This is a genomic window from Klebsiella sp. BIGb0399 (assembly GCF_003752615.1).
Classification (GTDB): Bacteria; Pseudomonadota; Gammaproteobacteria; order Enterobacterales; family Enterobacteriaceae; genus Klebsiella; species Klebsiella lignicola.
Genome location: NZ_RKHT01000009.1, coordinates 235,005 through 261,604, shown reverse-complemented (window position 1 = coordinate 261,604; position 26,600 = coordinate 235,005). Strand labels below are relative to the sequence as shown.

General features: G+C 55.0%; 25 protein-coding genes and 1 other annotated feature. Of the genes, 17 read left to right on the top strand and 8 right to left on the bottom strand.

The window, feature by feature from the left end; translation table 11 throughout:
- Positions 1-335 precede the first annotated feature (335 nt).
- Together sltY and trpR are read left to right on the top strand one after the other, a co-directional pair.
- Positions 336-2,273: a murein transglycosylase gene (gene sltY / locus EDF82_RS21895; RefSeq protein WP_123757595.1), complete on the top strand. Its 1,938-nt coding sequence runs from the start codon at positions 336-338 to the stop codon at positions 2,271-2,273.
- 151 nt (positions 2,274-2,424) lie between these two features.
- The gene (gene trpR / locus EDF82_RS21890) at positions 2,425-2,757 is read left to right on the top strand and encodes a trp operon repressor (RefSeq protein ID WP_123757594.1); all 333 of its coding nucleotides are present in this window, start codon (positions 2,425-2,427) and stop codon (positions 2,755-2,757) included.
- On the opposite strand, the gene yjjX is transcribed toward trpR, so the two are convergent.
- Entirely contained in the window at positions 2,744-3,259 is a 516-nt protein-coding gene (yjjX, locus tag EDF82_RS21885) for an inosine/xanthosine triphosphatase (RefSeq protein ID WP_123757593.1), read from the bottom strand. The genes trpR and yjjX overlap by 14 nt on opposite strands.
- Positions 3,260-3,496: 237 nt before the next feature.
- Here yjjX and gpmB point away from each other — a divergent pair, with 237 nt between their 5' ends.
- Positions 3,497-4,144: a 2,3-diphosphoglycerate-dependent phosphoglycerate mutase GpmB gene (gpmB, locus tag EDF82_RS21880; RefSeq protein WP_123757592.1), complete on the top strand. Its 648-nt coding sequence runs from the start codon at positions 3,497-3,499 to the stop codon at positions 4,142-4,144.
- Here the strand turns inward: gpmB and robA are convergent.
- Positions 4,141-5,010, bottom strand: coding sequence for an MDR efflux pump AcrAB transcriptional activator RobA (gene robA, locus EDF82_RS21875; RefSeq protein WP_123757591.1), 870 nt, complete (start codon positions 5,008-5,010; stop codon positions 4,141-4,143). The two genes, gpmB and robA, sit on opposite strands and share 4 nt — an antisense overlap.
- Positions 5,011-5,219: 209 nt before the next feature.
- Between robA and creA the strand changes: the two genes are divergently transcribed.
- On the top strand, positions 5,220-5,702 hold the full coding sequence (gene creA / locus EDF82_RS21870) for a protein CreA (protein WP_123757590.1): 483 nt from the start codon (positions 5,220-5,222) through the stop codon (positions 5,700-5,702).
- On the opposite strand, the gene EDF82_RS21865 is transcribed toward creA, so the two are convergent.
- The 3 genes from EDF82_RS21865 to arcA all read right to left on the bottom strand — a co-directional run bounded on the left by EDF82_RS21865 (position 5,696) and on the right by arcA (position 8,507).
- Entirely contained in the window at positions 5,696-5,884 is a 189-nt protein-coding gene (locus EDF82_RS21865; RefSeq protein ID WP_123757589.1) for a hypothetical protein, read from the bottom strand. The genes creA and EDF82_RS21865 overlap by 7 nt on opposite strands.
- A gap of 15 nt (positions 5,885-5,899) precedes the next feature.
- Positions 5,900-7,528 (bottom strand): OFA family MFS transporter, encoded by a 1,629-nt coding sequence (locus EDF82_RS21860; protein WP_123757588.1) that lies wholly within the window; start codon positions 7,526-7,528, stop codon positions 5,900-5,902.
- A 262-nt stretch (positions 7,529-7,790) separates the two neighbouring features.
- Positions 7,791-8,507: a two-component system response regulator ArcA gene (gene arcA, locus EDF82_RS21855; protein ID WP_123757587.1), complete on the bottom strand. Its 717-nt coding sequence runs from the start codon at positions 8,505-8,507 to the stop codon at positions 7,791-7,793.
- Between the two features lie 95 nt (positions 8,508-8,602).
- On the opposite strand from arcA, the gene yjjY reads away from it, so the two are divergent.
- The 7 genes from yjjY to EDF82_RS21820 all read left to right on the top strand — a co-directional run bounded on the left by yjjY (position 8,603) and on the right by EDF82_RS21820 (position 15,386).
- Positions 8,603-8,743 carry a protein YjjY gene (gene yjjY, locus EDF82_RS21850; protein WP_049268126.1) on the top strand — a complete coding sequence of 47 codons (141 nt, stop codon included), beginning with the start codon at positions 8,603-8,605 and terminating at the stop codon, positions 8,741-8,743.
- A gap of 394 nt (positions 8,744-9,137) precedes the next feature.
- Complete coding sequence (locus tag EDF82_RS21845; RefSeq protein WP_123757586.1) at positions 9,138-9,824, top strand: tRNA/rRNA methyltransferase; 687 nt, start codon at positions 9,138-9,140, stop codon at positions 9,822-9,824.
- Between the two features lie 211 nt (positions 9,825-10,035).
- Positions 10,036-10,104: a thr operon leader peptide gene (gene thrL, locus EDF82_RS21840; RefSeq protein WP_071824685.1), complete on the top strand. Its 69-nt coding sequence runs from the start codon at positions 10,036-10,038 to the stop codon at positions 10,102-10,104.
- Positions 10,043-10,160 (top strand) — a sequence feature (Thr leader region). Its footprint overlaps the gene before it by 62 nt.
- A gap of 25 nt (positions 10,161-10,185) precedes the next feature.
- Complete coding sequence (gene thrA, locus EDF82_RS21835) at positions 10,186-12,648, top strand: bifunctional aspartate kinase/homoserine dehydrogenase I (RefSeq protein ID WP_123757585.1); 2,463 nt, start codon at positions 10,186-10,188, stop codon at positions 12,646-12,648.
- A 1-nt stretch (position 12,649) separates the two neighbouring features.
- On the top strand, positions 12,650-13,585 hold the full coding sequence (gene thrB, locus EDF82_RS21830) for a homoserine kinase (protein WP_123757584.1): 936 nt from the start codon (positions 12,650-12,652) through the stop codon (positions 13,583-13,585).
- The gene (gene thrC, locus EDF82_RS21825; protein ID WP_123757583.1) at positions 13,582-14,868 is read left to right on the top strand and encodes a threonine synthase; all 1,287 of its coding nucleotides are present in this window, start codon (positions 13,582-13,584) and stop codon (positions 14,866-14,868) included. Before thrB ends, thrC begins: the two co-directional genes overlap by 4 nt.
- 224 nt (positions 14,869-15,092) lie before the next feature.
- Positions 15,093-15,386 (top strand): DUF2502 domain-containing protein, encoded by a 294-nt coding sequence (locus tag EDF82_RS21820; RefSeq protein ID WP_123757582.1) that lies wholly within the window; start codon positions 15,093-15,095, stop codon positions 15,384-15,386.
- A gap of 41 nt (positions 15,387-15,427) precedes the next feature.
- Here the strand turns inward: EDF82_RS21820 and yaaA are convergent, their stop codons facing one another.
- Together yaaA and EDF82_RS21810 are read right to left on the bottom strand one after the other, a co-directional pair.
- A complete protein-coding gene (gene yaaA / locus EDF82_RS21815; RefSeq protein WP_123757581.1) occupies positions 15,428-16,201 on the bottom strand; it encodes a peroxide stress protein YaaA in 774 nt (257 codons plus the stop codon).
- Positions 16,202-16,279: 78 nt separating this feature from the next.
- Positions 16,280-17,710, bottom strand: a complete 1,431-nt coding sequence (locus EDF82_RS21810) for a sodium:alanine symporter family protein (RefSeq protein WP_123757580.1) — start codon at positions 17,708-17,710, stop codon at positions 16,280-16,282.
- Positions 17,711-17,913: 203 nt separating this feature from the next.
- Here EDF82_RS21810 and tal point away from each other — a divergent pair, with 203 nt between their 5' ends.
- The 3 genes from tal (at position 17,914) to EDF82_RS21795 (ending at position 20,997) form a co-directional block, all read left to right on the top strand.
- Complete coding sequence (gene tal / locus EDF82_RS21805; protein ID WP_123757579.1) at positions 17,914-18,867, top strand: transaldolase; 954 nt, start codon at positions 17,914-17,916, stop codon at positions 18,865-18,867.
- Positions 18,868-18,977: 110 nt separating this feature from the next.
- Complete coding sequence (mog, locus tag EDF82_RS21800) at positions 18,978-19,565, top strand: molybdopterin adenylyltransferase (RefSeq protein WP_123757578.1); 588 nt, start codon at positions 18,978-18,980, stop codon at positions 19,563-19,565.
- Between the two features lie 121 nt (positions 19,566-19,686).
- The gene (locus EDF82_RS21795; protein ID WP_123757577.1) at positions 19,687-20,997 is read left to right on the top strand and encodes an MFS transporter; all 1,311 of its coding nucleotides are present in this window, start codon (positions 19,687-19,689) and stop codon (positions 20,995-20,997) included.
- Positions 20,998-21,039: 42 nt separating this feature from the next.
- Here EDF82_RS21795 and satP read toward each other — a convergent pair whose 3' ends face one another.
- On the bottom strand, positions 21,040-21,606 hold the full coding sequence (gene satP / locus EDF82_RS21790) for an acetate uptake transporter (RefSeq protein WP_045860029.1): 567 nt from the start codon (positions 21,604-21,606) through the stop codon (positions 21,040-21,042).
- A 444-nt stretch (positions 21,607-22,050) separates the two neighbouring features.
- On the opposite strand from satP, the gene dnaK reads away from it, so the two are divergent.
- The 3 genes from dnaK to nhaA all read left to right on the top strand — a co-directional run bounded on the left by dnaK (position 22,051) and on the right by nhaA (position 26,584).
- Positions 22,051-23,967, top strand: coding sequence for a molecular chaperone DnaK (gene dnaK, locus EDF82_RS21785; RefSeq protein ID WP_123757576.1), 1,917 nt, complete (start codon positions 22,051-22,053; stop codon positions 23,965-23,967).
- 87 nt (positions 23,968-24,054) lie between these two features.
- Complete coding sequence (gene dnaJ / locus EDF82_RS21780) at positions 24,055-25,191, top strand: molecular chaperone DnaJ (RefSeq protein WP_123757575.1); 1,137 nt, start codon at positions 24,055-24,057, stop codon at positions 25,189-25,191.
- A gap of 220 nt (positions 25,192-25,411) precedes the next feature.
- The gene (nhaA, locus tag EDF82_RS21775; RefSeq protein WP_123757574.1) at positions 25,412-26,584 is read left to right on the top strand and encodes a Na+/H+ antiporter NhaA; all 1,173 of its coding nucleotides are present in this window, start codon (positions 25,412-25,414) and stop codon (positions 26,582-26,584) included.
- Positions 26,585-26,600 lie beyond the last annotated feature (16 nt).

Sequence of the window (26,600 nt, the reverse complement as noted above, 5' to 3'; positions counted from 1 at the left end):
TACTCGTTATCCTTCAGGCTGCCTCGGTGTTGGCGACATCTGAAACACCGGTCACATAGTGAGCTATGCTCCCTGGGAATTCCTGTGTTGCCGCCCTGATGCAGTCAGAATGATGTTGAGTAGAGTAGTGAATAGTTTTCAAAGGCGAAGTGTAGCCTTTTTCGCACGGTAATCCCAGAGAGGCGATAGGATTCACAGAAGCGTAAAAAAATGTCCAGGACGTGGCACGTTTGGCGTTGTCTGGTTAGCATATCTATATGCGACACTGGGATATTTTACACGCGGCACGATGCTGCTCTGATGTAAACAGATGTACTTAAATAGGGGAAGAGCTTGTGGAAAAAGCCAAAACAATGGCATGGCGTCTTCTGGCGGCCAGCATCAGTCTGCTGACGTTCAGTCAACTGGTGCATGCGGATTCACTGGATGAACAGCGCAACCGCTATGCTCAAATTAAACAGGCGTGGGACAGCCGGCAGATGTCCGTTGTCGAACAGCTGATGCCTACGCTGGCGAGCTATCCGCTATACCCTTATCTGCAATACCGGCAGATAACGGACGATTTGATGAACCAGCCGACGCTGGTGGTGAAAAACTTTATTGAGGCGAACCCGACGCTGCCGCCGGCTCGCTCGCTGAAATCACGCTTCGTTAATGAACTGGCACGCCGCGCCGACTGGAACGGCCTGCTGGCATTCAGTCCCGATAAACCAACCAGCACCGAAGCGCAGTGTAATTACTACTACGCGAAGCTGAGCGTCGGCCAGACGCAGGAAGCCTGGGATGGCGCGAAAACGCTGTGGCTGACCGGTAAAAGCCAACCTAACGCCTGTGACGCGCTGTTTAGCGCCTGGCGTTCCTCCGGGAAGCAGGATCCGCTGGCGTACCTCGAACGTATCCGTCTGGCCATGAAGGCCGGCAATACCGCCCTGGTGAGGGTACTGGCGCAGCAGATGCCGCCGGAATACCAGACCATTTCCTCCGCGGTTGTTGCGCTGGCAAACGATCCCAATACGGTGATGACCTTTGCCCGCACCACCGGAGCGACGGACTTCACCCGCCAGATGGCAGCGGTGGCCTTTGCCAGCGTGGCCCGTCAGGATGCTGAAAACGCCCGCCTGATGATCCCGTCGTTGGTGCAGGCGCAGCAGCTTAATGACGATCAAACCCAGGAGCTGCGGGATATCGTCGCCTGGCGTCTGATGGGCAACGATGTTACCGAAGAGCAGGCTATCTGGCGCGATGATGCCATTATGCGCTCGCAGTCCACTTCGCTGGTGGAGCGTCGGGTGCGAATGGCGCTGGGGGCCGGGGATCGTCATGGATTAAACACCTGGCTGGCCCGCTTGCCGATGGAAGCGAAAGAGAAAGATGAGTGGCGTTACTGGCAGGCGGATCTGCTGATGGAGCGCGGGCGCGACGACGAGGCCAAAGCGATCCTTCATTCATTGATGCAGCAGCGCGGTTTCTACCCGATGATTGCCGCCCAGCGTCTGGGAGAGGATTTCACCTTCCGCATCGATAAAGCCCCGGCGAATCTCGACTCCGCACTGACATCCGGACCGGAAATGGCCAGGGTACGTGAGCTGATGTACTGGAATATGGACAACACCGCGCGTAGCGAGTGGGCGAACCTGGTGACCAGCCGGACCAAAGATCAGCAGGCGCAGCTGGCGCGCTACGCGTTCAATCAGCACTGGTGGGATCTCAGCGTTCAGGCGACGATCGCCGGGAAGCTGTGGGATCAACTGGAAGAGCGCTTCCCGTTGGCCTACAACGATCTGTTCTCTCGTTATGTCAGCGGCAAAGATATTCCCCAAAGCTATGCGATGGCGATCGCTCGCCAGGAGAGCGCGTGGAATCCGAAAGTCCGTTCACCGGTTGGTGCCAGCGGCCTGATGCAAATCATGCCGGGAACGGCGACCCATACGGTCAGTATGTTCAACATCCCTGGCTACAGCAGCCCGTCGCAGCTGTTGGATCCGGAAACCAATATCAATATTGGTACCAGCTATCTGCAATATGTTTACAAGCAGTTCGGGAATAACCGTATCTACGCTTCCGCGGCCTACAACGCCGGTCCGGGAAGAGTACGCACCTGGCAGGGCAACAGCGCCGGGCGCATTGATGCGGTGGCGTTTGTCGAGAGCATTCCGTTCTCGGAAACCCGTGGCTACGTGAAGAACGTGCTGTCCTACGATGCCTACTACCGTTACTTCATGGGGCAAACGGCCCCGATGCTGAGCGACGCGGAGTGGAAGCAGCGCTACTGATACGCTGAGGTTTCGCGTCATGTACCCGGCCTGCCGCCGGTGGATGGCGCGAAATCCATAGAGTATTGAGCGGAGTATGTTATGCTTTGTACTCGTTAGTGAGTACACCGACAGGCGGCCATGGCCGCCTGTTCCAACAAGGCGGCGTAACATGACCCAACAATCCCCTTATTCAACGGCTGTGGCCGAACAGCGTCATCAGGAATGGCTGCGCTTCGTCGCCCTGCTTCAGCAGGCCTACAGCGACGATCTGCATCTGCCTTTACTGCAGTTGATGCTGACCCCGGACGAGCGTGAAGCGCTGGGCACTCGCGTGCGCATCATTGAAGAGCTGCTGCGTGGAGAAATGAGCCAGCGGGAGCTGAAAAGCGAACTTGGCGCCGGGATTGCCACCATTACACGTGGTTCTAACAGCTTAAAATCCGCTCCACCCGAGCTGCGACAGTGGCTGGAGCAGGCGCTGCTGAACGCTAGCGGTAAATAAGGTTATGGAACGGGCTGAGCGCCAGCACCACCGCCTGGTGATAGACGCTGCTGCGGGTGAGTTTACCCGCGGTAAAGACGCCGATAGCCCCTTCTTTACGGCCAATCTCATCAATGCCGGTTTGCTGCGACATCACCGGTCCTAGCGCTTCGCCAGCGCGCACTTTTTCCAGAATAACGGCGGGTAAGGGCAACGTTGCCGATCGCGCTTCCCCGCGCTGATGACGATCCTCAATAACGACCCAGCTGAACGTGCTGCCATCATCGATCCCGGCTTCAATCGCCACCCAGTAGTCAGCATTCGGCTGCGCTGTTCGGGCATTGGCGACCCTGTTTCGTGCGCCAGCGCGCGTTTCCTCATTGCCAAGGGGCTGTTCGGGCACGCCGCTCTCGACGGAGACGGACTCAATGTGGCAGGATCCTTCGCCGAAGATCTCGTTAAAAGCCTGTTGAATTGCGCGAATTTTGGCGGGATTAGTGGTAGCTGAGACAACATGGTGCATAATCAAACGACTCAGAATAAATTTACGTCGTCGTAGTATATACCCTAAATAATTCAAGTTGCATAAAGGCGGTAAGGCCGCAAATTTCCAGCAGCTTACACCGCTAAGTGACTGGGGGCGCGGGCGCAGCCAACACCTATGTCGCTTGAAGTATGACGGGTATACTCCAAATCGTTTTCGTTGCAGCGCGAGAGACCTGCAGCCGAAATTGTGAAGAGCAGAGAACGGAAAAATAGCATGTTACAGGTACACCTTGTTCGCCATGGCGAAACGCAGTGGAACGCCGAAAGGCGCATTCAGGGGCAGTCAGACAGCCCGTTAACCCCCCACGGTGAGCGACAGGCCTGGCAGGTCGGCGAGCGCGCCAGAACGCTGGACATCACGCATATCATCGCCAGTGATTTGGGGCGTACGCGCCGGACGGCTGAAATTATCGCAGAAGCCTGCGGTTGTGATGTCATTCTGGATTCGCGACTGCGTGAACTGGATATGGGGGTGCTTGAGAAGCGCCATATCGATTCACTGAGCGTGGAAGAAGAGGCATGGCGCCGTCGTCTGGTTGACGGAACCCCGGATGGTCGCATTCCGCAGGGCGAATCTATGCAGGAGCTGAGCGAGCGTATGCACGCGGCACTGGCCGCCTGTCTGGAGCTGCCTGCCGGAAGCCGTCCGCTGCTGGTCAGCCACGGTATTGCGCTGGGCTGCCTGGTGAGTACGATCCTCGGACTGCCGGCACATGCAGAGCGTCGTCTACGCCTGCGTAACTGCTCTATTTCGCGTGTGGATTATCAGGAGAGCCTGTGGTTGGCGCCTGGCTGGGTGGTGGAGACGGCGGGGGATATTTCGCATCTTGACGCCCCCGCCATGGATGAACTGCAGCGTTAACGACGAATCGGGATCAGGTATTCACAACGCAGTTGAATCGGCGTTTCCTGGTCCCGGCTGTCATCCTCAGGGAAAAAGCGCTCGATATCCAGACCTTTGCGACGGGTCAGGTTCAGCATTGGCATGCAGGTGCCGTAAACCGTCAGGATGAAATCCTGTAATCCGGTGCCTAAACCTTCGTAGGTGAACATCACATACTCGCCGCCTTCCAGCATGACCGGATGGGAGTTTTGCAGGTGACCGTTGGCCATCTCCGGCGTCAGCGCAGTGGTATAGAAAACCTCCTGCTCATCGTCTTTCTCAAGGCTCGGGCGCGGTTCATGCAGGCCGTATAGCGTCGGCGGAATCGACGGCGCATTGCCGAGAAAATCCCGCCAGAACTGCACGCGCATCTGGCTGCGGAAGTCGGAGATCTCCTCCAGCTTGCAGGTGTAGCTCTGGGTTACGCCCAGCAGCGGCGTGTTGCTTAGCGTGACGAATTCATGCTTCGGCATGGTGAACTCGCCCAGACGCAGCGGCGGGCGCATCCCGTAAGAGCTCCAGTCCGGCGAGCGACGATACAGCGCAGGCGTTAAAGAAAACTGCTTTTTAAACGCACGGGTGAATGTTTGTTGTGAATCAAAGCGATACTGTAGCGCGATGTCGAGAATAGGGCGAGCAGTCAGGCGCAGGGCGACCGCGGATTTTGATAAACGACGAGCGCGGATATAGGCACCGATGGCATGGCCGGTCACGTCCTTAAACATTCTTTGCAAATGCCACTTGGAATAACCCGCCTTGGCTGCCACATTATCCAGTGAAAGTGGCTGATCGAGGTGACCTTCCAGCCAGCTAAGGAGATCGCGAATAATCCCTGCTTGATCCATAAAATGTCCTCATCCATAAACTCAGGTGCCTGCTACTAAGGTAGCGGATAATAGCATTTTTTGATCTTTTAGCATTCAGTGTTTTTTTTGCTTATAAATGCGATTTATCGGCGAGACTTATACTTTTATTTGTAACGCTGTGATCTTTAAATATTTTCTGCTAAGTCGACGATCGTTATTTAGTGAAATTTTAATACAATGGTAACAATATGAAATACAAGAAGTTAGTTGCGGGGCTGCTGTTACTGGCGGGGTCTCAGGTTGTTCATGCGGAACAAATTGGCTCCGTGGATACCGTATTCAAATTTTTTGGTCCTGATCATAAGATCGTCGTAGAAGCATTTGACGATCCCGATGTTCAGAACGTGACGTGCTATATCAGCCGGGCGAAGACCGGCGGGATTAAGGGCGGTCTCGGACTGGCGGAAGATACCTCTGATGCGGCAATTTCTTGCCAGCAGGTTGGCCCAATTGAACTGAACGACAAAATCAAAAACGGCAAATCCGAAGGGAGTGTGGTATTCCAGAAACGTACTTCTCTGGTGTTTAAAAAACTGCAGGTGGTCCGTTTTTACGACAGCAAACGTCATGCGCTGGTCTACATGAGCTATTCGGATAAAGTGGTCGACGGTTCGCCGAAAAATGCCATCAGCGCCGTGCCGATCATGCCGTGGGGCGTGGAGGCTCATTGACGCCAGTGGCGCGTGATATACAGCGCTGCCGCCAGCGAACCGCCGGCGATGGTTAGCGTCAGTATAAGGTCAATCAGCGGGTCTTCTCGGCTTTCGGCGAAGTATGCCAGAAACCACCGGGTCGTCCGCTGAGTCACCAGGCCGATGGCCAAAGACAGAAGCAGTACTGTTAACGCGCGCAACAGTAGCTCTTCCTGTTACGTGAAAAGATGGATGCTCTGCTGCAGGGTGATGGCAATTCCCCACAGCAGCGGAAGCATGACGACTAGCCAGGCGAGCACAGCCCAGGGATAGCTTGAACGGTTCGCCTGCCATTCAAGGGGAGTGTTGGGATCCACCTTGTAGGTTGAGGCGGCCTGTTTTAGCTCCTCATCGCTCATCGCGTACTTTTCGGGCACCCGGGTCACCAGGATATTGCAAATAAAGCCAACGCATAACAGCGCGGCCAGGCTGTAAAGCGTAACGTCATAAATCCTGGCGGGAGCAACGCCCTGGGCAAGCTGGTATTCGCGTAAGTAGTTGACGAGGACCGGGCCAAATATTCCGGCGGCGGACCAGGCCGTCAGCAGGCGACCATGAATAGCCCCAACCATTTGTGTGCCGAACTGGTCGGCGAGGTAGGCCGGGATGGTGGCAAAGCCGCCGCCGTACATCGAAATAATGATGCAGAAGGTCAGCACAAACAGCCATAAGCTATTCGAACTTGCCGCAAATATGGTCAATAGATACAAGATAGCGCCAAGCACAAAGAACAGCGTGAACGTCTTTTTCCTTCCCAGATAGTCTGAAATCGAGGCCCAGAAGAAGCGCCCTCCGATATTAAACAAGCTCAGCAGACCGGTAAAACCCGCGGCTACGGCGGCGACTCTGGTGAGCGCGGGGGCGTCCAGCTGCTGCCAGCTCAGGTCGTTACCCAGCAATTTTCCGGCAAAAACCTCCTGCAACATGGGGGATGCCATGCCCAGAATCCCAATTCCGGCGGTGACATTAAGGCACAGCACCAGCCAAAGCAGCCAGAACTGGCGCGTTTTACAGGCGACGCTGACGTGAACGGAATAGTGCACATTAAGGTCGGATTGCGTCGGGGAAGGCTGCCAGCCCCTCGGTTTCCAGCCCATGGGCGGTAGCCGGTAGCTGAGCGTACCTGCAAGCATGAAGATGAAATAAATGGCCGCCAGCGTTAACAGCGTTTGCCAGACTCCCTTTTCAGCTCCCTCGGCATAAAAGGCCATCAGTTTATTGGCAAACGGGGCGCCAATCATTGCGCCACCACCAAATCCCATGATGGCCATTCCTGCAGCCATCCCTCGCTTATCGGGAAACCAGCGTAACAGCGTAGAGACGGGGGAAATGTAACCCAGCCCTAGCCCAATTCCGCCGATAGCCCCGGCACCTAGCCATAAAAGCCAAAGCTGGTGCTGATTGATGGCAAGCGCGGCCAGTAGCAATCCTCCGCACCACGAAAATGTGGCTACCATGCCGACCTTGCGAGGGCCGACTTTTTCCAGCCACTGTCCCCAAAGTGCGGCAGAGCATCCCAGGAAGATAAAGAACAGCGTGTAGGTCCAGCCAAGCAGGGAAATTCGCCAGTCGCAGGTTGTCGTGAAGAGCTGCTGCCAGACTGAGGACTCCGGAGCACAGGTCTTTCCGATCAAATTAGACATCGGTAGCCAGAATACTGAAAAACCATAGGCCATACCGATGCACAGGTGAATAGCCAGGGCCGCGGGAGGAACCAGCCATCGGTTAAACCCGGGTTTGGCTATTATTCGCTTTTTAGAAAAGAACGAAACGTGATTGATGGGTGTTTCATTGCTTAATTGCATATCGCTTTTCTCCGGCTTTCAGGAAGCTTTTCAAAGAGCAATAGGTATGCCAGTCAGGGGGAAGAGGGGTGGATATGCGACGCAGGTCAACGGAAAAACGGGTCCAGGAAGTAAAACATGCAGGATGGATCGAGTAAGCGGGATTTTAGGATTCAGGCGGGAAAACGGTGAAAAAAGAGAGCAGTACCATATTGATAACCAGGGTTATCATTTCAATAATATAGAAAACGACGCCGAAGCGCCGTGTTTCTAAAAGACCGTCTTATTCCTGCAGATCGCCACAGAAACGGTAACCTTCGCCGTGAATGGTGGCGATGATTTCCGGCGTATCCGGAATAGATTCAAAATGCTTACGAATACGACGGATGGTCACGTCGACGGTACGGTCATGCGGCTTAAGTTCACGACCGGTCATTTTCTTCAGCAGCTCAGCACGAGACTGAATTTTTCCTGGGTTTTCGCAGAAATGCAGCATCGCGCGGAACTCACTGCGCGGCAGCTTGTACTGCTCGCCCTGCGGGCTGACCAGTGAACGGCTGTTGATATCCAGTTCCCATCCGTTGAACTTGTAGCTTTCTACGCTGCGACGTTCTTCGCTCACGGTGCCCAGGTTCATGGTGCGGGAGAGAAGGTTGCGTGCGCGAATCGTCAGTTCACGAGGGTTAAACGGTTTAGTGATATAGTCATCTGCGCCGATTTCGAGGCCGAGAATCTTATCAACTTCGTTGTCGCGACCGGTAAGGAACATCAGTGCGACGTCAGCCTGTTCACGCAGTTCACGCGCCAGCAGGAGACCATTTTTACCTGGCAGGTTAATGTCCATGATCACCAGGTTGATATCATTTTCAGACAGGATCTGATGCATTTCCGCGCCATCGGTGGCTTCGAACACATCGTAACCTTCTGCTTCGAAAATACTTTTTAACGTGTTGCGTGTTACCAACTCGTCTTCAACGATAAGAATGTGCGGGGTCTGCATGTTTGCTACCTAAATTGCCAACTAAATCGAAACAGGAAGTACCAAAGTCCCTGACCTGCCTGGTACATGTCGCAAATTAACATGTCCGGCGTAACATGACTAAAGTACGTAATTGCGTTCTTGATGCACTTTCCATCAACGTCAACAACATCATTAGCTTGGTCGTGGGTACTTTCCCTCTGGACCCGACGGTGTCAAAAACGGCTGTTATCCTAACCATTTTAACAGCAATATAACAGGCTAAGAGAGGCTGAACACCCAATAAAACTACGCTTCGTTGACATATATCAAATTCAATTGTAGCACGTTAACAGTGTTGTGAAATCATCGTGTTGAAATGCTATTTATAGTCACAAATTTTACACGACTCAAATGGTTACGCTGGTAAATTAATAAATTTGTCGAATCTAATGCTCGTCCGAAGGCATAACGCGAAATATCATTGGCAAACATATGGATAAATGCGTTCTGTTAACATACCTCGGGTCGTGGTTTGATGGAAATAGTTTAGGCTTTTTTAACGGTAATCAACGGCAATTTTAGTGATTTTTGTTGCAATTTTGTAAATTTTCGACGCGTAAAATGGGATGATTTTCATTTACGCGACGTATGAGAGTAGAAGAGACCACAATGCGCATATCTATCATATTGGTGGCCCCGGCCAGGGCAGAAAATGTCGGCGCGGCGGCACGCGCGATGAAAACGATGGGCTTTAGCGACATGCGTATTGTCGACAGCGAAGCCCATCTGCAACCTGCGGCACGTTGGGTGGCGCATGGTTCCGGCGATATTCTCGATAACATCAAGGTCTATCCGACGCTTGAACAGGCATTGCATGATGTCGACTTTACCGTGGCGACGACGGCACGTAGCCGGGCGCGATTCCATTACTACGCCACACCGCAGCAGCTGCTGCCGTTGATGGAGGAAAAGGCGCAGTGGATGAACCACGCGGCGCTGGTATTCGGCCGGGAGGATTCCGGGCTGACCAACGACGAACTGGCGCTGGCGGATGTGCTGACCGGGGTGTCAATGGTGGCGGACTATCCTTCGCTTAACTTAGGGCAATCGGTGATGGTCTACTGCTATCAACTGACCACTTTGCTGCAGCAGGCGCCGCCTGTTTCTGCCAGCGTCGATGATAACCAGCTCCAGGCATTACGTCTGCGGACGCTCGAATTATTGACCCGGCTGGGCGTTGCTGAGGACGTCAAACTGACCGACTGGTTGCAGCAGCGGATCGGGCTTTTGCAGCAGCGAGACACGGCAATGTTGCACCGATTACTGCACGATATTGAAAAAAACCTCCCAGAATAAAGCTCTGTTATAAGTTTTGATTATGGTGATACATGCCGATTCGTAACGGTGAAAGTTGGCGGATCAGGATGTTTTATCCGGTCGTTGTGGCGCATTGCCCGGATGTGTCTGAAAGGGTGAAATGTAGAAATTCGTTGACTTAGACCGGCAGATACTTTAACCAATATAGGCAGGACACAGACAGATAACAATGACAGAGCACACAACATCCATGAAACGCATCAGCATGATGACAACCATTATCACCATCACCATTACCACAGGTAACGGTGCGGGCTGACGCGTAAAGGAAACAAAGAAAAAAGCCCGCACCTGAACAGTGCGGGCTTTTTTTTCGACAAAAAATCTAGGGGTAACAACCATGCGCGTGTTGAAGTTCGGCGGTACATCAGTGGCAAATGCAGAACGTTTTCTGCGAGTTGCCGATATTCTGGAGAGCAATGCCAGGCAGGGGCAGGTAGCGACCGTCCTGTCTGCCCCGGCGAAGATTACCAACCATCTGGTCGCGATGATTGAAAAAACCATCGGCGGTCAGGATGCGCTCACCAATATCGCTGACGCTGAACGCATTTTTGCCGAACTGCTGCAGGGCCTCGCGGACGCGCAACCGGGGTTTCCGCTGGCACAGCTGAAAGCGTTTGTTGCCCAGGAATTTGCTCAGATTAAACATGTTCTGCACGGGATCAGCTTGCTCGGGCAGTGCCCGGATAGCGTCAATGCCGCGCTGATTTGCCGCGGTGAGAAGTTATCGATCGCCGTGATGGCGGGCCTGCTGGAAGCGCGTGGCCACAAAGTTACCGTGATCAACCCTGTCGAAAAACTGCTGGCTGTCGGTCATTACCTCGAGTCTACCGTCGATATCGCGGAATCTACCCGTCGCATTACCGCCAGCCAGATCCCCGCTGACCACATGGTGCTGATGGCCGGGTTTACCGCCGGCAATGAGAAAGGCGAACTGGTGGTGCTGGGGCGTAATGGCTCTGACTACTCTGCCGCCGTGCTGGCTGCCTGCCTGCGCGCTGACTGCTGCGAAATCTGGACCGATGTTGATGGGGTCTATACCTGCGATCCGCGTCAGGTTCCCGACGCCCGTCTGCTGAAGTCGATGTCCTACCAGGAAGCGATGGAGCTGTCTTACTTCGGCGCGAAAGTGCTGCACCCGCGCACCATTGCTCCTATCGCTCAGTTCCAGATCCCGTGCCTTATCAAAAACACCGGCAATCCGCAGGCGCCGGGCACGTTGATTGGTGCCAGCCTCGATGAAGACGGTCTGCCGGTGAAAGGCATCTCCAACCTCAACAATATGGCGATGTTCAACGTCTCCGGTCCGGGGATGAAAGGCATGGTCGGCATGGCCGCCCGCGTCTTCGCAACGATGTCCCGCGCCGGGATCTCCGTGGTTCTGATTACCCAGTCCTCTTCGGAATACAGCATCAGCTTCTGCGTACCGCAGAGCGACTGCGCCCGCGCCAAGCGAGTGATGGAAGATGAGTTCTATCTGGAGCTGAAAGAGGGGCAGCTGGAGCCGCTGTCGATCATGGATCGTCTGGCGATCATCTCCGTTGTGGGTGACGGTATGCGCACGCTGCGCGGGATCTCCGCGAAGTTCTTCGCGGCGCTGGCTCGCGCAAATATCAATATCGTGGCCATTGCCCAGGGCTCGTCTGAGCGCTCTATTTCCGTGGTGGTCAGCAATGACGATGCCACCACCGGGGTGCGCGTGACCCACCAGATGCTGTTTAACACCGATCAGGTGATTGAGGTCTTTGTTATCGGCGTCGGCGGCGTCGGCGGGGCGCTGATTGAGCAAATCAAGCGCCAGCAGGGCTGGCTGAAGAACAAACACATCGACCTGCGCGTTTGCGGCGTGGCCAATTCACAGGCCTTGCTGACCAATGTGCATGGCCTGAACCTCGAAAACTGGCGTGCGGAGCTTGCTGAAGCGAAAGAGTCGCTGAATCTGGGCCGTCTGATTCGTCTGGTTAAAGAGTATCACCTGCTGAACCCGGTGATTGTCGATTGTACCTCCAGCCAGGCGGTTGCCGATCAATACGCCGACTTCCTGCGTGAAGGTTTCCACGTCGTCACGCCGAACAAAAAGGCCAACACGTCCTCGCTGGATTACTATCACCAGTTGCGTCATGCTGCCAGCAGCTCACGCCGTAAATTCCTCTACGATACAAACGTGGGTGCGGGTCTGCCGGTCATTGAAAACCTGCAGAACCTGCTGAACGCCGGCGATGAACTTCTGCACTTTTCCGGCATTCTTTCCGGTTCGCTGTCGTTTATCTTCGGTAAGCTCGATGAGGGGATGAATCTCTCTGAAGCGACGGGGCTGGCGCGTGAGATGGGTTATACCGAACCCGATCCGCGTGACGATCTCTCTGGCGTCGACGTTGCCCGCAAGCTGCTGATCCTGGCCCGTGAAACCGGTCGTGAGCTGGAGCTGTCGGATATCGTTATCGAGCCGGTGCTGCCCGCGCAATTTGATGCCAGCGGCGACGTCGAGAGCTTTATGGCGCGCCTGCCTTCGCTCGATGACGAATTTGCCTCTCGCGTCGCCAAAGCGCGTGATGAAGGTAAAGTGTTGCGTTACGTCGGTAACATCGAAGAGGATGGTACCTGTCGAGTGAAAATTGCCGCAGTTGACGGGAACGACCCGTTGTTTAAAGTGAAAAATGGTGAGAACGCCCTGGCCTTTTACAGCCACTATTATCAGCCGCTGCCGCTGGTGCTGCGCGGTTATGGTGCGGGTAACGATGTTACGGCGGCCGGTGTGTTTGCCGATCTGCTGCGCACCCTGTCATGGAAGTTAGGAGTTTAAGATGGTCAAAGTATATGCCCCGGCTTCCAGTGCCAATATGAGCGTCGGGTTTGATGTGCTGGGCGCGGCGGTGACGCCAGTCGATGGTACGCTGCTGGGGGATAACGTCTCGGTTGAGGCGGCAGAACATTTTAGTCTGCAAAACGTTGGCCGCTTTGCCAGCAAACTGCCTACCGCTCCGCAGGAGAACATTGTTTACCAGTGCTGGGAGCGCTTCTGCCAGGAAATCGGTAAAAACGTCCCGGTTTCGATGGTGCTGGAAAAAAACATGCCGATCGGCTCTGGCCTCGGCTCCAGCGCCTGCTCCGTCGTTGCCGCGCTGGTGGCGATGAATGAATTCTGCGGTAAGCCGCTGAATGAGACGCGCATGCTGGCGCTGATGGGCGAGATGGAAGGGCGTATTTCCGGCAGTATCCACTATGACAACGTCGCACCGTGCTACCTCGGCGGTATGCAACTGATGATTGAAGAGAATGGCATCATCAGCCAGCAGGTTCCCGGTTTTGACGAATGGTTGTGGGTGCTGGCCTATCCGGGGATCAAAGTCTCGACGGCGGAAGCGCGTGCGATACTCCCGGCGCAGTATCGTCGCCAGGACTGTATCGCCCACGGTCGTCACCTGGCGGGCTTTATTCATGCCTGCTATACCCGCCAGCCGCAGCTGGCAGCGAAATTAATGAAAGATGTGATTGCCGAACCGTATCGTACCAAACTGCTGCCGGGCTTCAGCGAAGCGCGACAGGCGGCGATGGAGATCGGCGCGCAGGCGTGCGGCATCTCTGGTTCAGGCCCAACGCTGTTTGCGCTGTGCGATAAGCCAGAAACCGCGCAACGCGTTGCCGACTGGCTGGCGACACATTATCTGCAGAATCAGGAAGGCTTCGTTCATATTTGCCGGCTGGACACGGCGGGCGCACGCGTAGTGGGAAACCAATGAAACTCTATAACTTAAAAGATCATAACGAACAGGTCAGCTTTGCGCAGGCCATCACGCAGGGGCTTGGCAAGCAACAGGGGCTGTTCTTCCCGCACGATCTGCCGGAATTTAGCCTGACTGACATCGACGACATGCTGGAGATGGATTTGGTCTCCCGCAGCGCCAAAATTCTCTCGGCGTTTATTGGCGATGAGATCCCGCTGGATGTGCTGAAAGCGCGTATCGCGGCGGCATTCACCTTCCCGGCGCCGGTGAGCAAGGTGCAGGATGATATCGGCTGTCTGGAGCTGTTCCACGGCCCGACCCTGGCGTTTAAGGATTTCGGCGGCCGCTTTATGGCGCAGATGCTGACCCAAATCGCCGGCGACAAACCGGTTACCATTCTGACGGCAACTTCAGGTGATACCGGTGCTGCGGTTGCGCACGCGTTTTACGGTCTGCCGAATGTGAAGGTCGTGATTCTCTATCCGCGCGGCAAGATCAGCCCGCTGCAGGAAAAACTGTTCTGCACCCTGGGCGGTAATATCGAAACCGTGGCCATCGATGGCGATTTCGATGCCTGCCAGGCGCTGGTGAAACAGGCCTTTGACGACGAAGAGCTGAAGCTGGCTCTCGGCTTAAATTCGGCGAACTCCATTAACATCAGCCGTCTGCTGGCGCAAATTTGCTACTACTTCGAAGCGGTGGCCCAGCTGCCGCAGGAAGCGCGCAACCAGCTGGTGATTTCGGTGCCGAGCGGTAACTTTGGCGACCTGACTGCCGGCCTGCTGGCGAAGTCATTGGGTCTGCCGATCAAACGCTTTATCGCGGCGACCAACGCCAATGATACCGTGCCACGCTTCCTGCAGGACGGTCAGTGGGCGCCAAAAGCAACCCAGGCGACGCTGTCCAACGCCATGGACGTCAGCCAGCCTAACAACTGGCCGCGCGTGGAAGAGCTGTTCCGCCGTAAAGTCTGGCGTCTCAATGAACTGGGTTACGCGGCGGTGGATGATGAAACCACGAAATCGGCCATGCGCGAGCTGCAAGCCATTGGCTACACCTCGGAACCGCATGCGGCGATTGCCTGGCGTGCACTGCGTGACCAGCTGCAACCGGGTGAATACGGTCTGTTCCTTGGCACCGCGCATCCGGCTAAGTTTAAAGAGAGCGTGGAAGAGATCCTGCAGGAGACGCTGCCGCTGCCGAAAGCGTTGGCCGATCGTGCCGACCTGCCGCTGCTGTCGCATAATCTGCCGGCCGATTTCGCCGCACTGCGTCAGCTGATGATGGGCAAAGCATAACGGCGATTATCGTTGTGCGATGTTTGCAAACCGGGCCTCTGCGCCCGGTTTTTTTATGGGCGAAAAAGGAGGAATTATGCAGATAAGTGGCAGAAAAAATGGATGAATGACCATTAAATGCCGGCGCGCAAAGATTAGGATTGCGGAGAATAACGTGCGGTGTTGCGCGAGGTTAATCTTTTGTTATCGCCCCATCGAGGGGACTGTTAAGAAAGGAGAAACCTATGTCTACACTGAAGTCTGTGATCCTTGCGCTTTCGATGTCGCTGGTGGCTCCTGCTGTGGTTCACGCATCGGAAATTACGCTGGTGCCGGCCATTAAACTGCAAATCGGCGATCGCGACAATCACGGAAATTACTGGGATGGCGGCCACTGGCGCGACCACGAATGGTGGGGCCGTCATTACGACTGGCGTGATAACCACTGGCGGCCGCATGACGATCGTCGCCACGACCGCGATCGCCATGATGACCACGATCGCGGGCGCGGCCCGGATCGCGACTGGCATCATCACTAATGCGCTCTCCCCGGTCTGCCATTTGGTGGCCGGGGAGGGGATTAACGCTCGTGGCGCTTAAAGACCATTTCACCGGCACCGGAAGCGTCGGCATCATAATAGTAACCTTCGCTGTCGAAGCGGGTAAGCTGCTCCGGATGGCTCAGACGGTTTTCAATGATATAGCGGCTCATTAAACCGCGGGCCTTCTTGGCGTAGAAGCTGATCACTTTAAACTGGCCATTTTTCTCATCGAGGAACACCGGCTTAATCAACGTGCCCTGCAGCTGTTTTGTTTTGACCGACCTGAAGTATTCGTCAGAGGCCAGGTTAATCACGATGTCATCGCCCTGGGCTTGCAGCGCCTGGTTCAGCGTATTGGTAATTACGTCCCCCCAGAACTGGTAGAGATCTTTGCCTTTGGCGTTCTCCAGTTTTATCCCCATTTCCAGGCGGTAGGGCTGCATCAGATCCAGCGGGCGCAGCACGCCATACAGGCCGGAAAGCATGCGCAAATGCTGCTGGGCGAAATCAAAATCGGCTTCGCTGAGGGTTTCCGCCTGCAGCCCGGTGTAGACGTCACCTTTAAAGGCCAGAATCGCCTGGCGGGCGTTTTTCGGCGTAAAGTCCGGGTGCCAGTCGTGAAAACGGGTGGCGTTCAGGTCCGCCAGCTTATCGCTGATACTCATCAGCTTGCCGATCTGCGGTGCAGAGAGCTGGCGCGCGATGCCGATCAGCTGCTGGGAATATTCCAACAGTTCAGGCTGCGTGTAGCGCGATGTCGCCAGCGGGCTTTGGTAATCGAGCGTTTTTGCCGGTGAAATAAGAATCAGCATATCCAGTCCTTGCAGGTGTTTTATCCGTGACTTTAACAAAAAAAGGTCACGGAGGGATCGATAGCTGCGATTGCCGCATTATTCATGCGGCAGGTCATTCCAGGTGCCGGGCGCCAGCTGCTGATTGATTTCCGGGTATCGCGTGGCGTCAAAGGTCGGCTGCACGCCCAGTCGTCGCTGTCGGAGATAGTCGCCGGCGAGGATCCGCACCGTGGGTGATAGCAGTAAAATGGCGGTCAGGTTGGTGATGGCCATCAGCGCCATGATGGTATCCGCCAGCTGCCAGACGACCGGTAAACCGACCAGCGTGCCGATGAGCACCATCAGTATGGTGACTATGCGCAGCGCCCAGATATGGCATGGGCGGTTAAGGCGCAGAAAGATAAGATTGTTTTCGGCGTAAATATAGTTCGCCACGATCGAACTGAAGGCGAAAAACAGGACGATGATGGCGACAAAACCCGCGCCGCCGCTGCCGACAATGCCGGTCATGGCGTGCTGTATTGCCTGGATACCGTGGGTGCTATTTTCCACCTCTGACGGCGGGGCCAGCATGATAATCACCGCGCTGGCGGTACAGATGACAATCGTATCGATGAAGACGCCGATCATCTGCACGATCCCCTGCGCCGCCGGATGCGGAGGCCATGAGGCGGCGGTTGCCGCGGCGTTAGGGGTCGAGCCCATCCCGGCTTCGTTCGAGAACATACCACGTTGAAAACCGCTGGTGAGCGCCTGGCTGATGGTGTAGCCCACTGCGCCGGCGGCGGCTTCCTGCCAGCCGAATGCGCAGCGGAAAATGGTGTCGAAAATCGCCGGCAGCGCCGTGATATGCCACAGGCCAATGAGCAGGCTGGCGGCAACCCACAGCAGGGCCATCAGCGGCACAATCCACTGCATCAGCCGCGCCACGCCCCGTAAACCGCGCATAATCACCAGCAGCGTCAGGACGGCAAGCGCCCCGCCGGTCAGCAGGGAAGGCAGCCCGAAGGCATAGGACATGGCATGGGCGACCGAGTTGGCCTGCACGGTATTAAAAATAACGGCATAGGCCAGCAGCAGCAGGATAGAGAACATCACCCCCATCCAGCGCATTCCCAGGCCCCGGGACATGTACCAGGCCGGACCTCCGCGGAATTGCCCCTGCGCATCGCGCTCTTTATAGAGCTGGGCGAGGGAGCATTCGGCAAAGCTGCTGGCCATGCCGAGCAGGGCGGAAACCCACATCCAGAAGATGGCACCGGGCCCGCCCGCTGAGATAGCCAACGCCACCCCGACCAGGTTACCGCTGCCGACGCGGGCGGCGAGGCTGGTACACAGGGCCTGAAAAGCGGTCAGTCCATCTGGCTGCGGCAGGAGGCTCTTTTTTAGACTTTTCCCAAACTGGCGAACATAGCGAAACTGCACGTACTTCGTTTGCCAGGTAAACCAAATGCCGGCGCCCAGTAACAGATAAATCAGTACCGAGCCCCAGAGTATTTCGTTGATAAAAGAGAAAAAGTCAGGCATCAATTATCCTCTTGTCCATGCAGGCCCGCTAATGTAAGCGTTACCATTTTAGTGACAATCCCTTAGCATTCAGAGAATTAATTTATCCAGTTTATCACACTCTGCGCTCTTGCATGGTCCGCTGTTGCGCTGAAGATGCAGCGTGTTATCATCTTGGCAGACCGGTTACATCCCCTTAACTGCTGTTTAAGAGAAACACTATCATGACGGATAAATTGACCTCTCTGCGTCAGTACACCACTGTCGTAGCTGATACCGGAGATATTGCGGCAATGAAGCTGTATCAGCCTCAGGATGCCACAACTAACCCTTCTTTGATTCTCGGCGCGGCTCAGATTCCTGAGTACCGTAAGCTGATTGATGACGCTGTCGTATGGGCTCGTAGCCAGAGCAGCGATCGCGCGCAGCAGATTATCGATGCTTCCGATAAGCTGGCGGTGAACATTGGTCTCGAAATTCTTAAGCTGATTCCAGGCCGTATTTCGACTGAAGTTGATGCGCGTCTCTCCTACGACACGCAGGCTTCTATCGCCAAAGCGAAACGCATCATCAAGCTGTACAACGACGCCGGCATTGGTAACGACCGCATTTTGATTAAACTGGCTTCTACCTGGCAGGGCATCTGTGCCGCCGAGCAGCTGGAAAAAGAAGGCATCAACTGTAACCTGACGCTGCTGTTCTCCTTCGCTCAGGCTCGCGCTTGTGCGGAAGCAGGTGTATTCCTGATCTCTCCGTTCGTTGGCCGTATCCTCGACTGGTACAAAGCAAACACGGATAAGAAAGAGTACGCGCCGGCTGAAGATCCGGGCGTGGTGTCCGTCAGCGAAATCTACGAATACTACAAGCAGCACGGTTATGAAACCGTGGTGATGGGTGCAAGCTTCCGTAACGTCGGCGAAATCCTTGAGCTGGCTGGTTGCGATCGCCTGACCATCGCACCGGCTCTGCTGAAAGAGCTGGCAGAAAGCGAAGGCGCTATCGAGCGCAAACTGACGTTCAGCGGCGAAGTGAAAGCACGCCCGGAACGCATCACTGAATCCCAGTTCCTGTGGCAGCACAACCAGGATCCGATGGCGGTAGACAAACTGGCGGAAGGTATCCGTAAGTTTGCGATCGACCAGGAAAAACTGGAAAAAATGATCGGCGACCTGCTGTAATCATTGCGGCGTGACCGGGCTTCCGGTCACGCTACTTCTTTTGAACCCTGTCTGTATTTCCCTCCAGCGTGTATCATTCCGTCTAATTGCACAGTTTGAACGGAATAACGATGAATACCTTACGAATCGGCTTAGTTTCCATCTCCGATCGCGCCTCCAGCGGCGTCTATCAGGATAAAGGCATCCCGGCACTTGAAGAGTGGCTGGCGCGTGCGCTGACGACCCCCTTTGAGCTGGAGACCCGCTTAATCCCTGATGAGCAGGTGATTATCGAACAGACGCTGTGTGAGCTGGTGGACGAGATGGGCTGCCATCTGGTGTTAACCACCGGCGGGACCGGTCCTGCCAGACGCGACGTCACGCCGGATGCGACGCTGGCCATTGCCGATCGCGTTATGCCGGGTTTTGGCGAGCAAATGCGCCAGGTTAGCCTACACTTTGTGCCAACGGCGATCCTTTCTCGTCAGGTGGGCGTGATCCGCAAGCAGGCGCTCATTTTGAATCTGCCAGGCCAGCCGAAAGCCATTCAGGAAACACTTGAAGGCGTCAAAGATGCCGAGGGCAAGGTGCTGGTGCATGGGGTATTCGCAAGTGTACCGTATTGTGTACAGTTGCTTGAAGGGCCTTATGTCGAGACAGACGGCGATGTCGTAGCGGCTTTTCGCCCTAAAAGTGCAAGACGCGAAACTTTATCCTGAATTTAATACTTTCCTGACATAACCTGCAATGTCGGTGGTGTGCTGTTTTATTTACGATATAGTGTTTTTTACTTTACACATTGCGTGATAACTCTACACACCTCTGGATGAATTGCTCGTTATGTCACAACATACCCGACCTCTGAATCGACAGGATTATAAAACGCTGACGCTGGCTGCATTGGGTGGCGCGCTGGAGTTTTATGACTTCATTATCTTTGTCTTCTTCGCCGCCGTCGTTGGCGAGCTGTTCTTCCCGGCTGATATTCCGGAATGGCTGCGCCAGGTTCAGACGTTCGGCATTTTTGCCGCCGGCTATCTGGCTCGTCCGTTAGGCGGCATTATCATGGCCCACTTTGGCGATCTGGTCGGGCGCAAAAAAATGTTCACCCTGAGCATTCTGCTGATGGCATTGCCGACGTTGGCGATTGGCCTGTTGCCGACCTATGCGTCGATCGGGCTTGCGGCACCGTTACTGCTGTTGCTGATGCGCCTGCTGCAAGGGGCGGCCATTGGCGGTGAAGTGCCTGGCGCCTGGGTGTTTGTTGCCGAACACGTCCCGGAAAAACGGATTGGCATCGCCTGCGGGACCCTGACCGCCGGTCTGACGGTCGGTATTCTGCTGGGCTCGGTGGTGGCTACCCTCATCAATACCAGCCTGACGCCACAGGGCGTTCATGATGGCGGCTGGCGTATTCCTTTCCTGCTGGGCGGCGTGTTTGGCCTGGTGGCGATGTATTTACGCCGCTGGCTGCAGGAGACGCCGATCTTCCTCGAGATGCAGCAGCGTAAAGCGTTAGCGCAGGAATTGCCGGTGAAATCGGTGGTGCTGAAGCATCAGCAAGCGGTGGTGGTCTCCATGCTGCTGACCTGGCTGTTATCTGCCGGCATCGTGGTGGTGATTCTGATGTCACCGGTGTGGCTGCAAAAACATTACGGCTATGCGCCGGCGATTACCCTGCAGGCCAACAGCATTGCGACGATTATGCTGTGCTTCGGCTGCCTGCTGGCGGGGCTGGCGGCAGATCGTTTCGGTGCCAGCCGCACGTTTATTGTCGGTAGCCTGTTACTGGCGGCGTCCAGCTGGGCGTTCTATCACCTCTCCGGCGACAGCCCGGAGCAGCTGTTCCTGCTGTACGGCACGGTAGGATTGTGTGTGGGCGTAGTGGGGGCGGTGCCTTACGTAATGGTGCGGGCCTTCCCGGCAGAAGTGCGTTTTACCGGTATCTCCTTCTCTTATAACGTCTCTTACGCGATCTTCGGCGGCCTGACGCCGATTGCAGTCACCATGTTAATGGGGGTGTCGCCGATGGCTCCTGCCTGGTACGTACTGGCGCTGTCGCTGATGGGATTAGGATTGGGGATCTGGCTGCGCCAGGAAAAGTATCGTGATGTGGCGGCAAAAGGCGGTGAAGTGCCGCATCTGCCTTAATGCATGACAACCCTCGTCCCGCCGGGACGAGGGTATGTACTATCAGTGAGGCGCGCCGATAGGCAGTACGGTGCGACCAAACTGCTCGTTCAGGACTTCACCCATCGCCAGATAAATGGCGCTACCGCCGCAGACTAAACCAATCCAGCCCGCGATTTTTACGATGCCTTCGTTATCAGCCAGGTGACCGATTGCCAGCAGTGCAAACAGTACGGTCAGGCTCAGGAACACGAACTGCAGCATACGTGCAGCTTTTAGCGTGCCGAAGAACATAAACAGGGTAAAGACGCCCCACAGTCCGAGATACATGCCCAGGAAGTGCGCGTTCGGCGCTTCTGCCAGGCCCATTTTCGGCATCAGGAGAATGGCAACCAACGTCAGCCAGAAGGCGCCGTAGGAAGTAAAAGCCGTTAAACCAAAGGTATTGCCTTTTTTAAATTCCAGCAGGCCTGCGAAAATCTGCGCAATGCCGCCGTAAAAAATGCCCATCGCCAGGATAGCTACATCAAACGCGAACAGGCCGCTATTTGCCAGGTTAAGCAGAATAGTGGTCATGCCGAAACCCATAAGGCCCAGCGGTGCCGGATTAGCCAACTTAGTGTTGCCCATAATTCCTCAAAATAATGATTAGAAAGGGAAGCATTACCCCGCGACTCGGTGGCGGGGCGCGGCATAATAATGAGGCGCGGGATAACTGTCTATGATCTGGCGAGGTATTTTTCGCCAATTTACGCAGGTACCGGAAAATACGGAAGATTCAGCGCCAGCTGTCTGGCTCAATCGCCGTCTGACGGGGTTATCGTCGGCGTTGGTTCTGCCTTTTCCACTGGCGATTTACGCCGATATCCTGAATTCCTGTGCCCTACTCAATGAGATAAAGATAAAAAATTTTTAATCTCCCCCCTTGATGAAGCGGCAGGCGACCCCATCTTGTAGTCAACCGCAGTGAATGAACCTGAAAAAAATCATGACCGGGCAGTTGAAACCGTAGGTTTCGCCCTTATTACAGGTTCACAACCACATGTTGATCGAATTTTTAGTGGAGACGTTTAGATGGGTAAAATTATTGGTATCGACCTGGGGACAACCAACTCTTGTGTCGCGATTATGGATGGTACTACTGCTCGTGTGCTGGAGAACGCCGAGGGCGACCGCACCACGCCTTCTATCATTGCTTACACTCAGGACGGCGAAATCCTGGTAGGTCAGCCGGCTAAACGTCAGGCAGTGACTAACCCGCAAAACACCCTGTTTGCGATTAAACGCCTGATTGGTCGCCGCTTCCAGGACGAAGAAGTTCAGCGTGACGAATCCATCATGCCGTACAAAATCATCGGCGCCGAAAACGGCGACGCATGGATTGATGTGAAAGGTCAGAAAATGGCACCGCCGCAGATCTCTGCTGAAGTGCTGAAAAAAATGAAGAAAACCGCGGAAGATTACCTGGGTGAGCCGGTAACTGAAGCTGTTATCACCGTACCTGCTTACTTCAACGATGCTCAGCGTCAGGCAACCAAAGACGCCGGTCGTATCGCAGGTCTGGAAGTCAAACGTATCATCAACGAACCGACCGCTGCTGCACTGGCCTACGGTCTGGATAAAGAAGTCGGCAACCGTACTATCGCGGTTTACGACCTCGGTGGTGGTACTTTCGATATCTCTATTATTGAAATCGACGAAGTTGACGGCGAAAAAACCTTCGAAGTTCTGGCAACCAACGGTGATACCCACCTGGGTGGTGAAGACTTCGACAGCCGTATGATCAACTACCTCGTTGACGAGTTTAAGAAAGATCAGGGCATCGACCTGCGTAACGACCCGCTGGCGATGCAGCGTCTGAAAGAAGCAGCAGAAAAAGCGAAAATCGAGCTGTCTTCCGCACAGCAGACCGACGTGAACCTGCCGTACATCACTGCAGATGCCACCGGTCCGAAACACATGAACATCAAAGTGACTCGTGCGAAACTGGAATCCCTGGTCGAAGACCTGGTGAACCGTTCCATCGAGCCGCTGAAAGTTGCTCTGCAGGATGCGGGCCTGTCCGTTTCCGATATCCAGGACGTTATCCTGGTCGGTGGTCAGACTCGTATGCCAATGGTTCAGAAGAAAGTTGCTGAATTCTTTGGTAAAGAGCCGCGTAAAGACGTTAACCCGGATGAAGCAGTGGCGATCGGTGCTGCGGTTCAGGGTGGTGTACTGACCGGTGAAGTGAAAGACGTTCTGCTGCTCGACGTTACTCCGCTGTCGCTGGGTATCGAAACCATGGGCGGCGTGATGACGGCGCTGATCAACAAGAACACCACTATCCCGACTAAACACAGCCAGGTGTTCTCTACTGCAGAAGACAACCAGTCTGCGGTAACTATCCATGTGATTCAGGGTGAGCGTAAACGCGCCTCTGATAACAAATCACTGGGTCAGTTCAACCTGGATGGTATTAACCCGGCACCGCGTGGTATGCCGCAGATCGAAGTCACCTTCGACATCGATGCTGATGGTATCCTGCACGTGTCCGCGAAAGACAAAAATAGCGGTAAAGAGCAGAAAATCACCATCAAAGCTTCTTCCGGTCTGAACGAAGAAGAGATTGCAAAAATGGTTCGCGATGCGGAAGCGAATGCTGAATCTGACCGTAAGTTCGAAGAACTGGTTCAGACCCGCAACCAGGGTGACCATCTGCTGCACAGCACCCGTAAGCAGGTTGAAGAAGCTGGCGACAAACTGCCGGCTGACGACAAAACTGCGATCGAATCTGCATTGACCGCGCTGGAAGCTTCCCTGAAAGGTGAAGATAAAGCCGATATCGAAGCGAAAATGCAGGCGCTGGCACAGGCTTCTCAGAAGCTGATGGAAATTGCTCAACAGCAACACGCTCAGCAGCAGGCTGGCGGTGCTGAAGCTTCCGAAAGCAACGCGAAAGACGACGACGTCGTTGACGCCGAGTTTGAAGAAGTGAAAGACAAAAAATAATCGCCCTTTGAACGGGTAAAACACTGGCACGGGCGAAGAGGTTTCCTCTCCGCCCGTGCACGCATGTTAAGGGGCTGAAAAACACCAATGGCAAAGCAAGATTATTACGAGATTTTAGGCGTTTCCAAAACAGCGGAAGAGCGTGAAATCAAAAAGGCCTATAAGCGCCTGGCGATGAAATACCACCCGGACCGTAACCAGGGTGATAAAGAAGCCGAAGCGAAATTCAAAGAAATCAAAGAAGCGTATGAAATCCTGACTGATGACCAGAAGCGTGCGGCCTACGATCAATACGGCCACGCCGCCTTTGAACAAGGTGGCATGGGCGGTGGCGGCGGTGGTTTTGGCGGTGGCGCCGACTTCAGCGATATCTTTGGCGACGTGTTCGGCGATATCTTTGGCGGCGGTCGTGGTCGTCAGCGTGCGGCGCGTGGCGCTGACCTGCGTTACAACATGGATCTTACGCTGGAAGAAGCCGTTCGCGGCGTGACCAAAGAGATTCGTATCCCGACGCTGGAAGAGTGCGACGTCTGCCACGGCAGCGGCGCGAAATCTGGCAGCAAACCGCAGACCTGTCCGACCTGTCATGGTCAGGGCCAGGTGCAGATGCGTCAGGGCTTCTTCGCCGTTCAGCAGACCTGTCCGCATTGTCAGGGGCGCGGTACGCTGATTAAAGATCCGTGCAACAAATGTCACGGTCACGGTCGCGTTGAGAAAACCAAAACCCTGTCGGTCAAAATCCCGGCGGGCGTGGATACCGGCGATCGTATTCGTCTGTCAGGAGAAGGCGAAGCGGGCGAACACGGTGCACCAGCAGGCGATCTGTACGTTCAGGTCCAGGTTAAGCAGCACGCCATCTTTGAGCGTGAAGGCAATAACCTGTACTGCGAAGTGCCTATTAACTTCACCATGGCAGCCCTCGGCGGCGAGATTGAAGTCCCGACGCTGGATGGCCGGGTGAATCTCAAAGTGCCTGGCGAAACGCAAACCGGCAAACTGTTCCGCATGCGCGGTAAAGGTGTGAAATCCGTGCGCGGTGGTGCTCAGGGCGACCTGCTGTGCCGCGTGGTGGTTGAAACACCAGTCGGGCTGAACGATAAGCAGAAACAGCTGCTGAAGGACCTGCAGGAAAGTTTTGGCGGACCAACGGGCGAGAAAAACAGCCCGCGCTCCAAAAATTTCTTTGATGGTGTGAAGAAATTCTTCGACGACCTGACCCGCTAAGCTGCTGTTATTTAAAAAAGCCACTTCATCGTTAAGTGGCTTTTTTGTTTCTGACTCACGCTACCTGAGTGATGCCCGATTTCCGTGTTGCGCTTTGATGATGTGCTACGATTAGATCGTTAAAACCGATCTATTCAGCAATAATAATCTTATTTTTTCGAAATATTATGGCGACTAGAATAGTTTAATCGATGAATTAGCCTTAATAGAGAGAGTAAAAGTGAAACATCTGCAGCGTTTTTTCAGTAGCGATGCTTCAGGGGGCATTATCCTCATTTGTGCGGCCGTGCTGGCAATGCTGCTGGCTAATACCAGTGCCACCACCGGCCTGTATCACTCCTTTTTAGACACTCCCGTGCAGCTGCGTGTTGGCGCATTAGAAATCAACAAGAACATGCTGCTGTGGATTAACGACGCGCTGATGGCGATTTTCTTCCTGCTGATTGGTCTGGAAGTGAAGCGCGAGATGATGCAGGGCGCGTTGGCCAGCCGCCGTCAGGCTATTTTCCCTGTGGTGGCCGCGCTGGGTGGCATGGTGGTTCCTGCGCTGGTGTACCTGGCGTTTAACGCCCAGGATCCGATCACCCGTGAGGGTTGGGCTATTCCGGCGGCGACCGACATCGCGTTTGCCCTGGGCGTGCTGGCACTGCTCGGCAGCCGTGTGCCACCGGCGCTGAAAATCTTCCTGATGGCGCTGGCGATCATCGACGATTTAGGGGCCATTATCATCATCGCCCTGTTTTATACCAACGATCTTTCCGTGTTGTCGCTGGTCGTTGCGGCGGGAGCCATCATCGTGCTGGCAGCCCTGAACCTGTGCGGCGTGCGGCGCACCGGTATCTATATTCTGGTGGGCGCCGTGCTATGGACCGCGGTGTTGAAATCCGGCGTTCACGCAACGCTCGCCGGGGTGATTGTCGGCTTTATGATCCCGCTGAAAGAGCAGGGAGGCAAGTCACCAGCGAAGCAGCTTGAGCACGTGCTGCACCCGTGGGTGGCGTATCTGATTCTGCCGCTGTTTGCCTTTGCGAACGCCGGGGTCTCGCTGCAGGGCGTGACAATTGAAGGGCTGACCTCGCTGCTGCCGATGGGCATCATTGCCGGGTTGTTTATCGGCAAGCCGCTGGGTATCGGTCTGTTCTGCTGGCTGGCGCTGAAATTAAAGTGGGCTTCATTGCCACAAGGCACCACCTGCAAACAAATCGTGGCGGTCGGGATCCTGTGTGGTATCGGCTTCACCATGTCGATTTTCATCGCCAGCCTGGCCTTCGGTAACGTCGATCCTGGACTCATCAACTGGGCTAAGCTGGGTATCCTGATTGGTTCCGTCCTCTCGGCGGTTACCGGGTACATGATCCTTCGCCAGCGCGTTGCGAATACGGCTGCTGTCTAACATTTGAGGGAGAGCC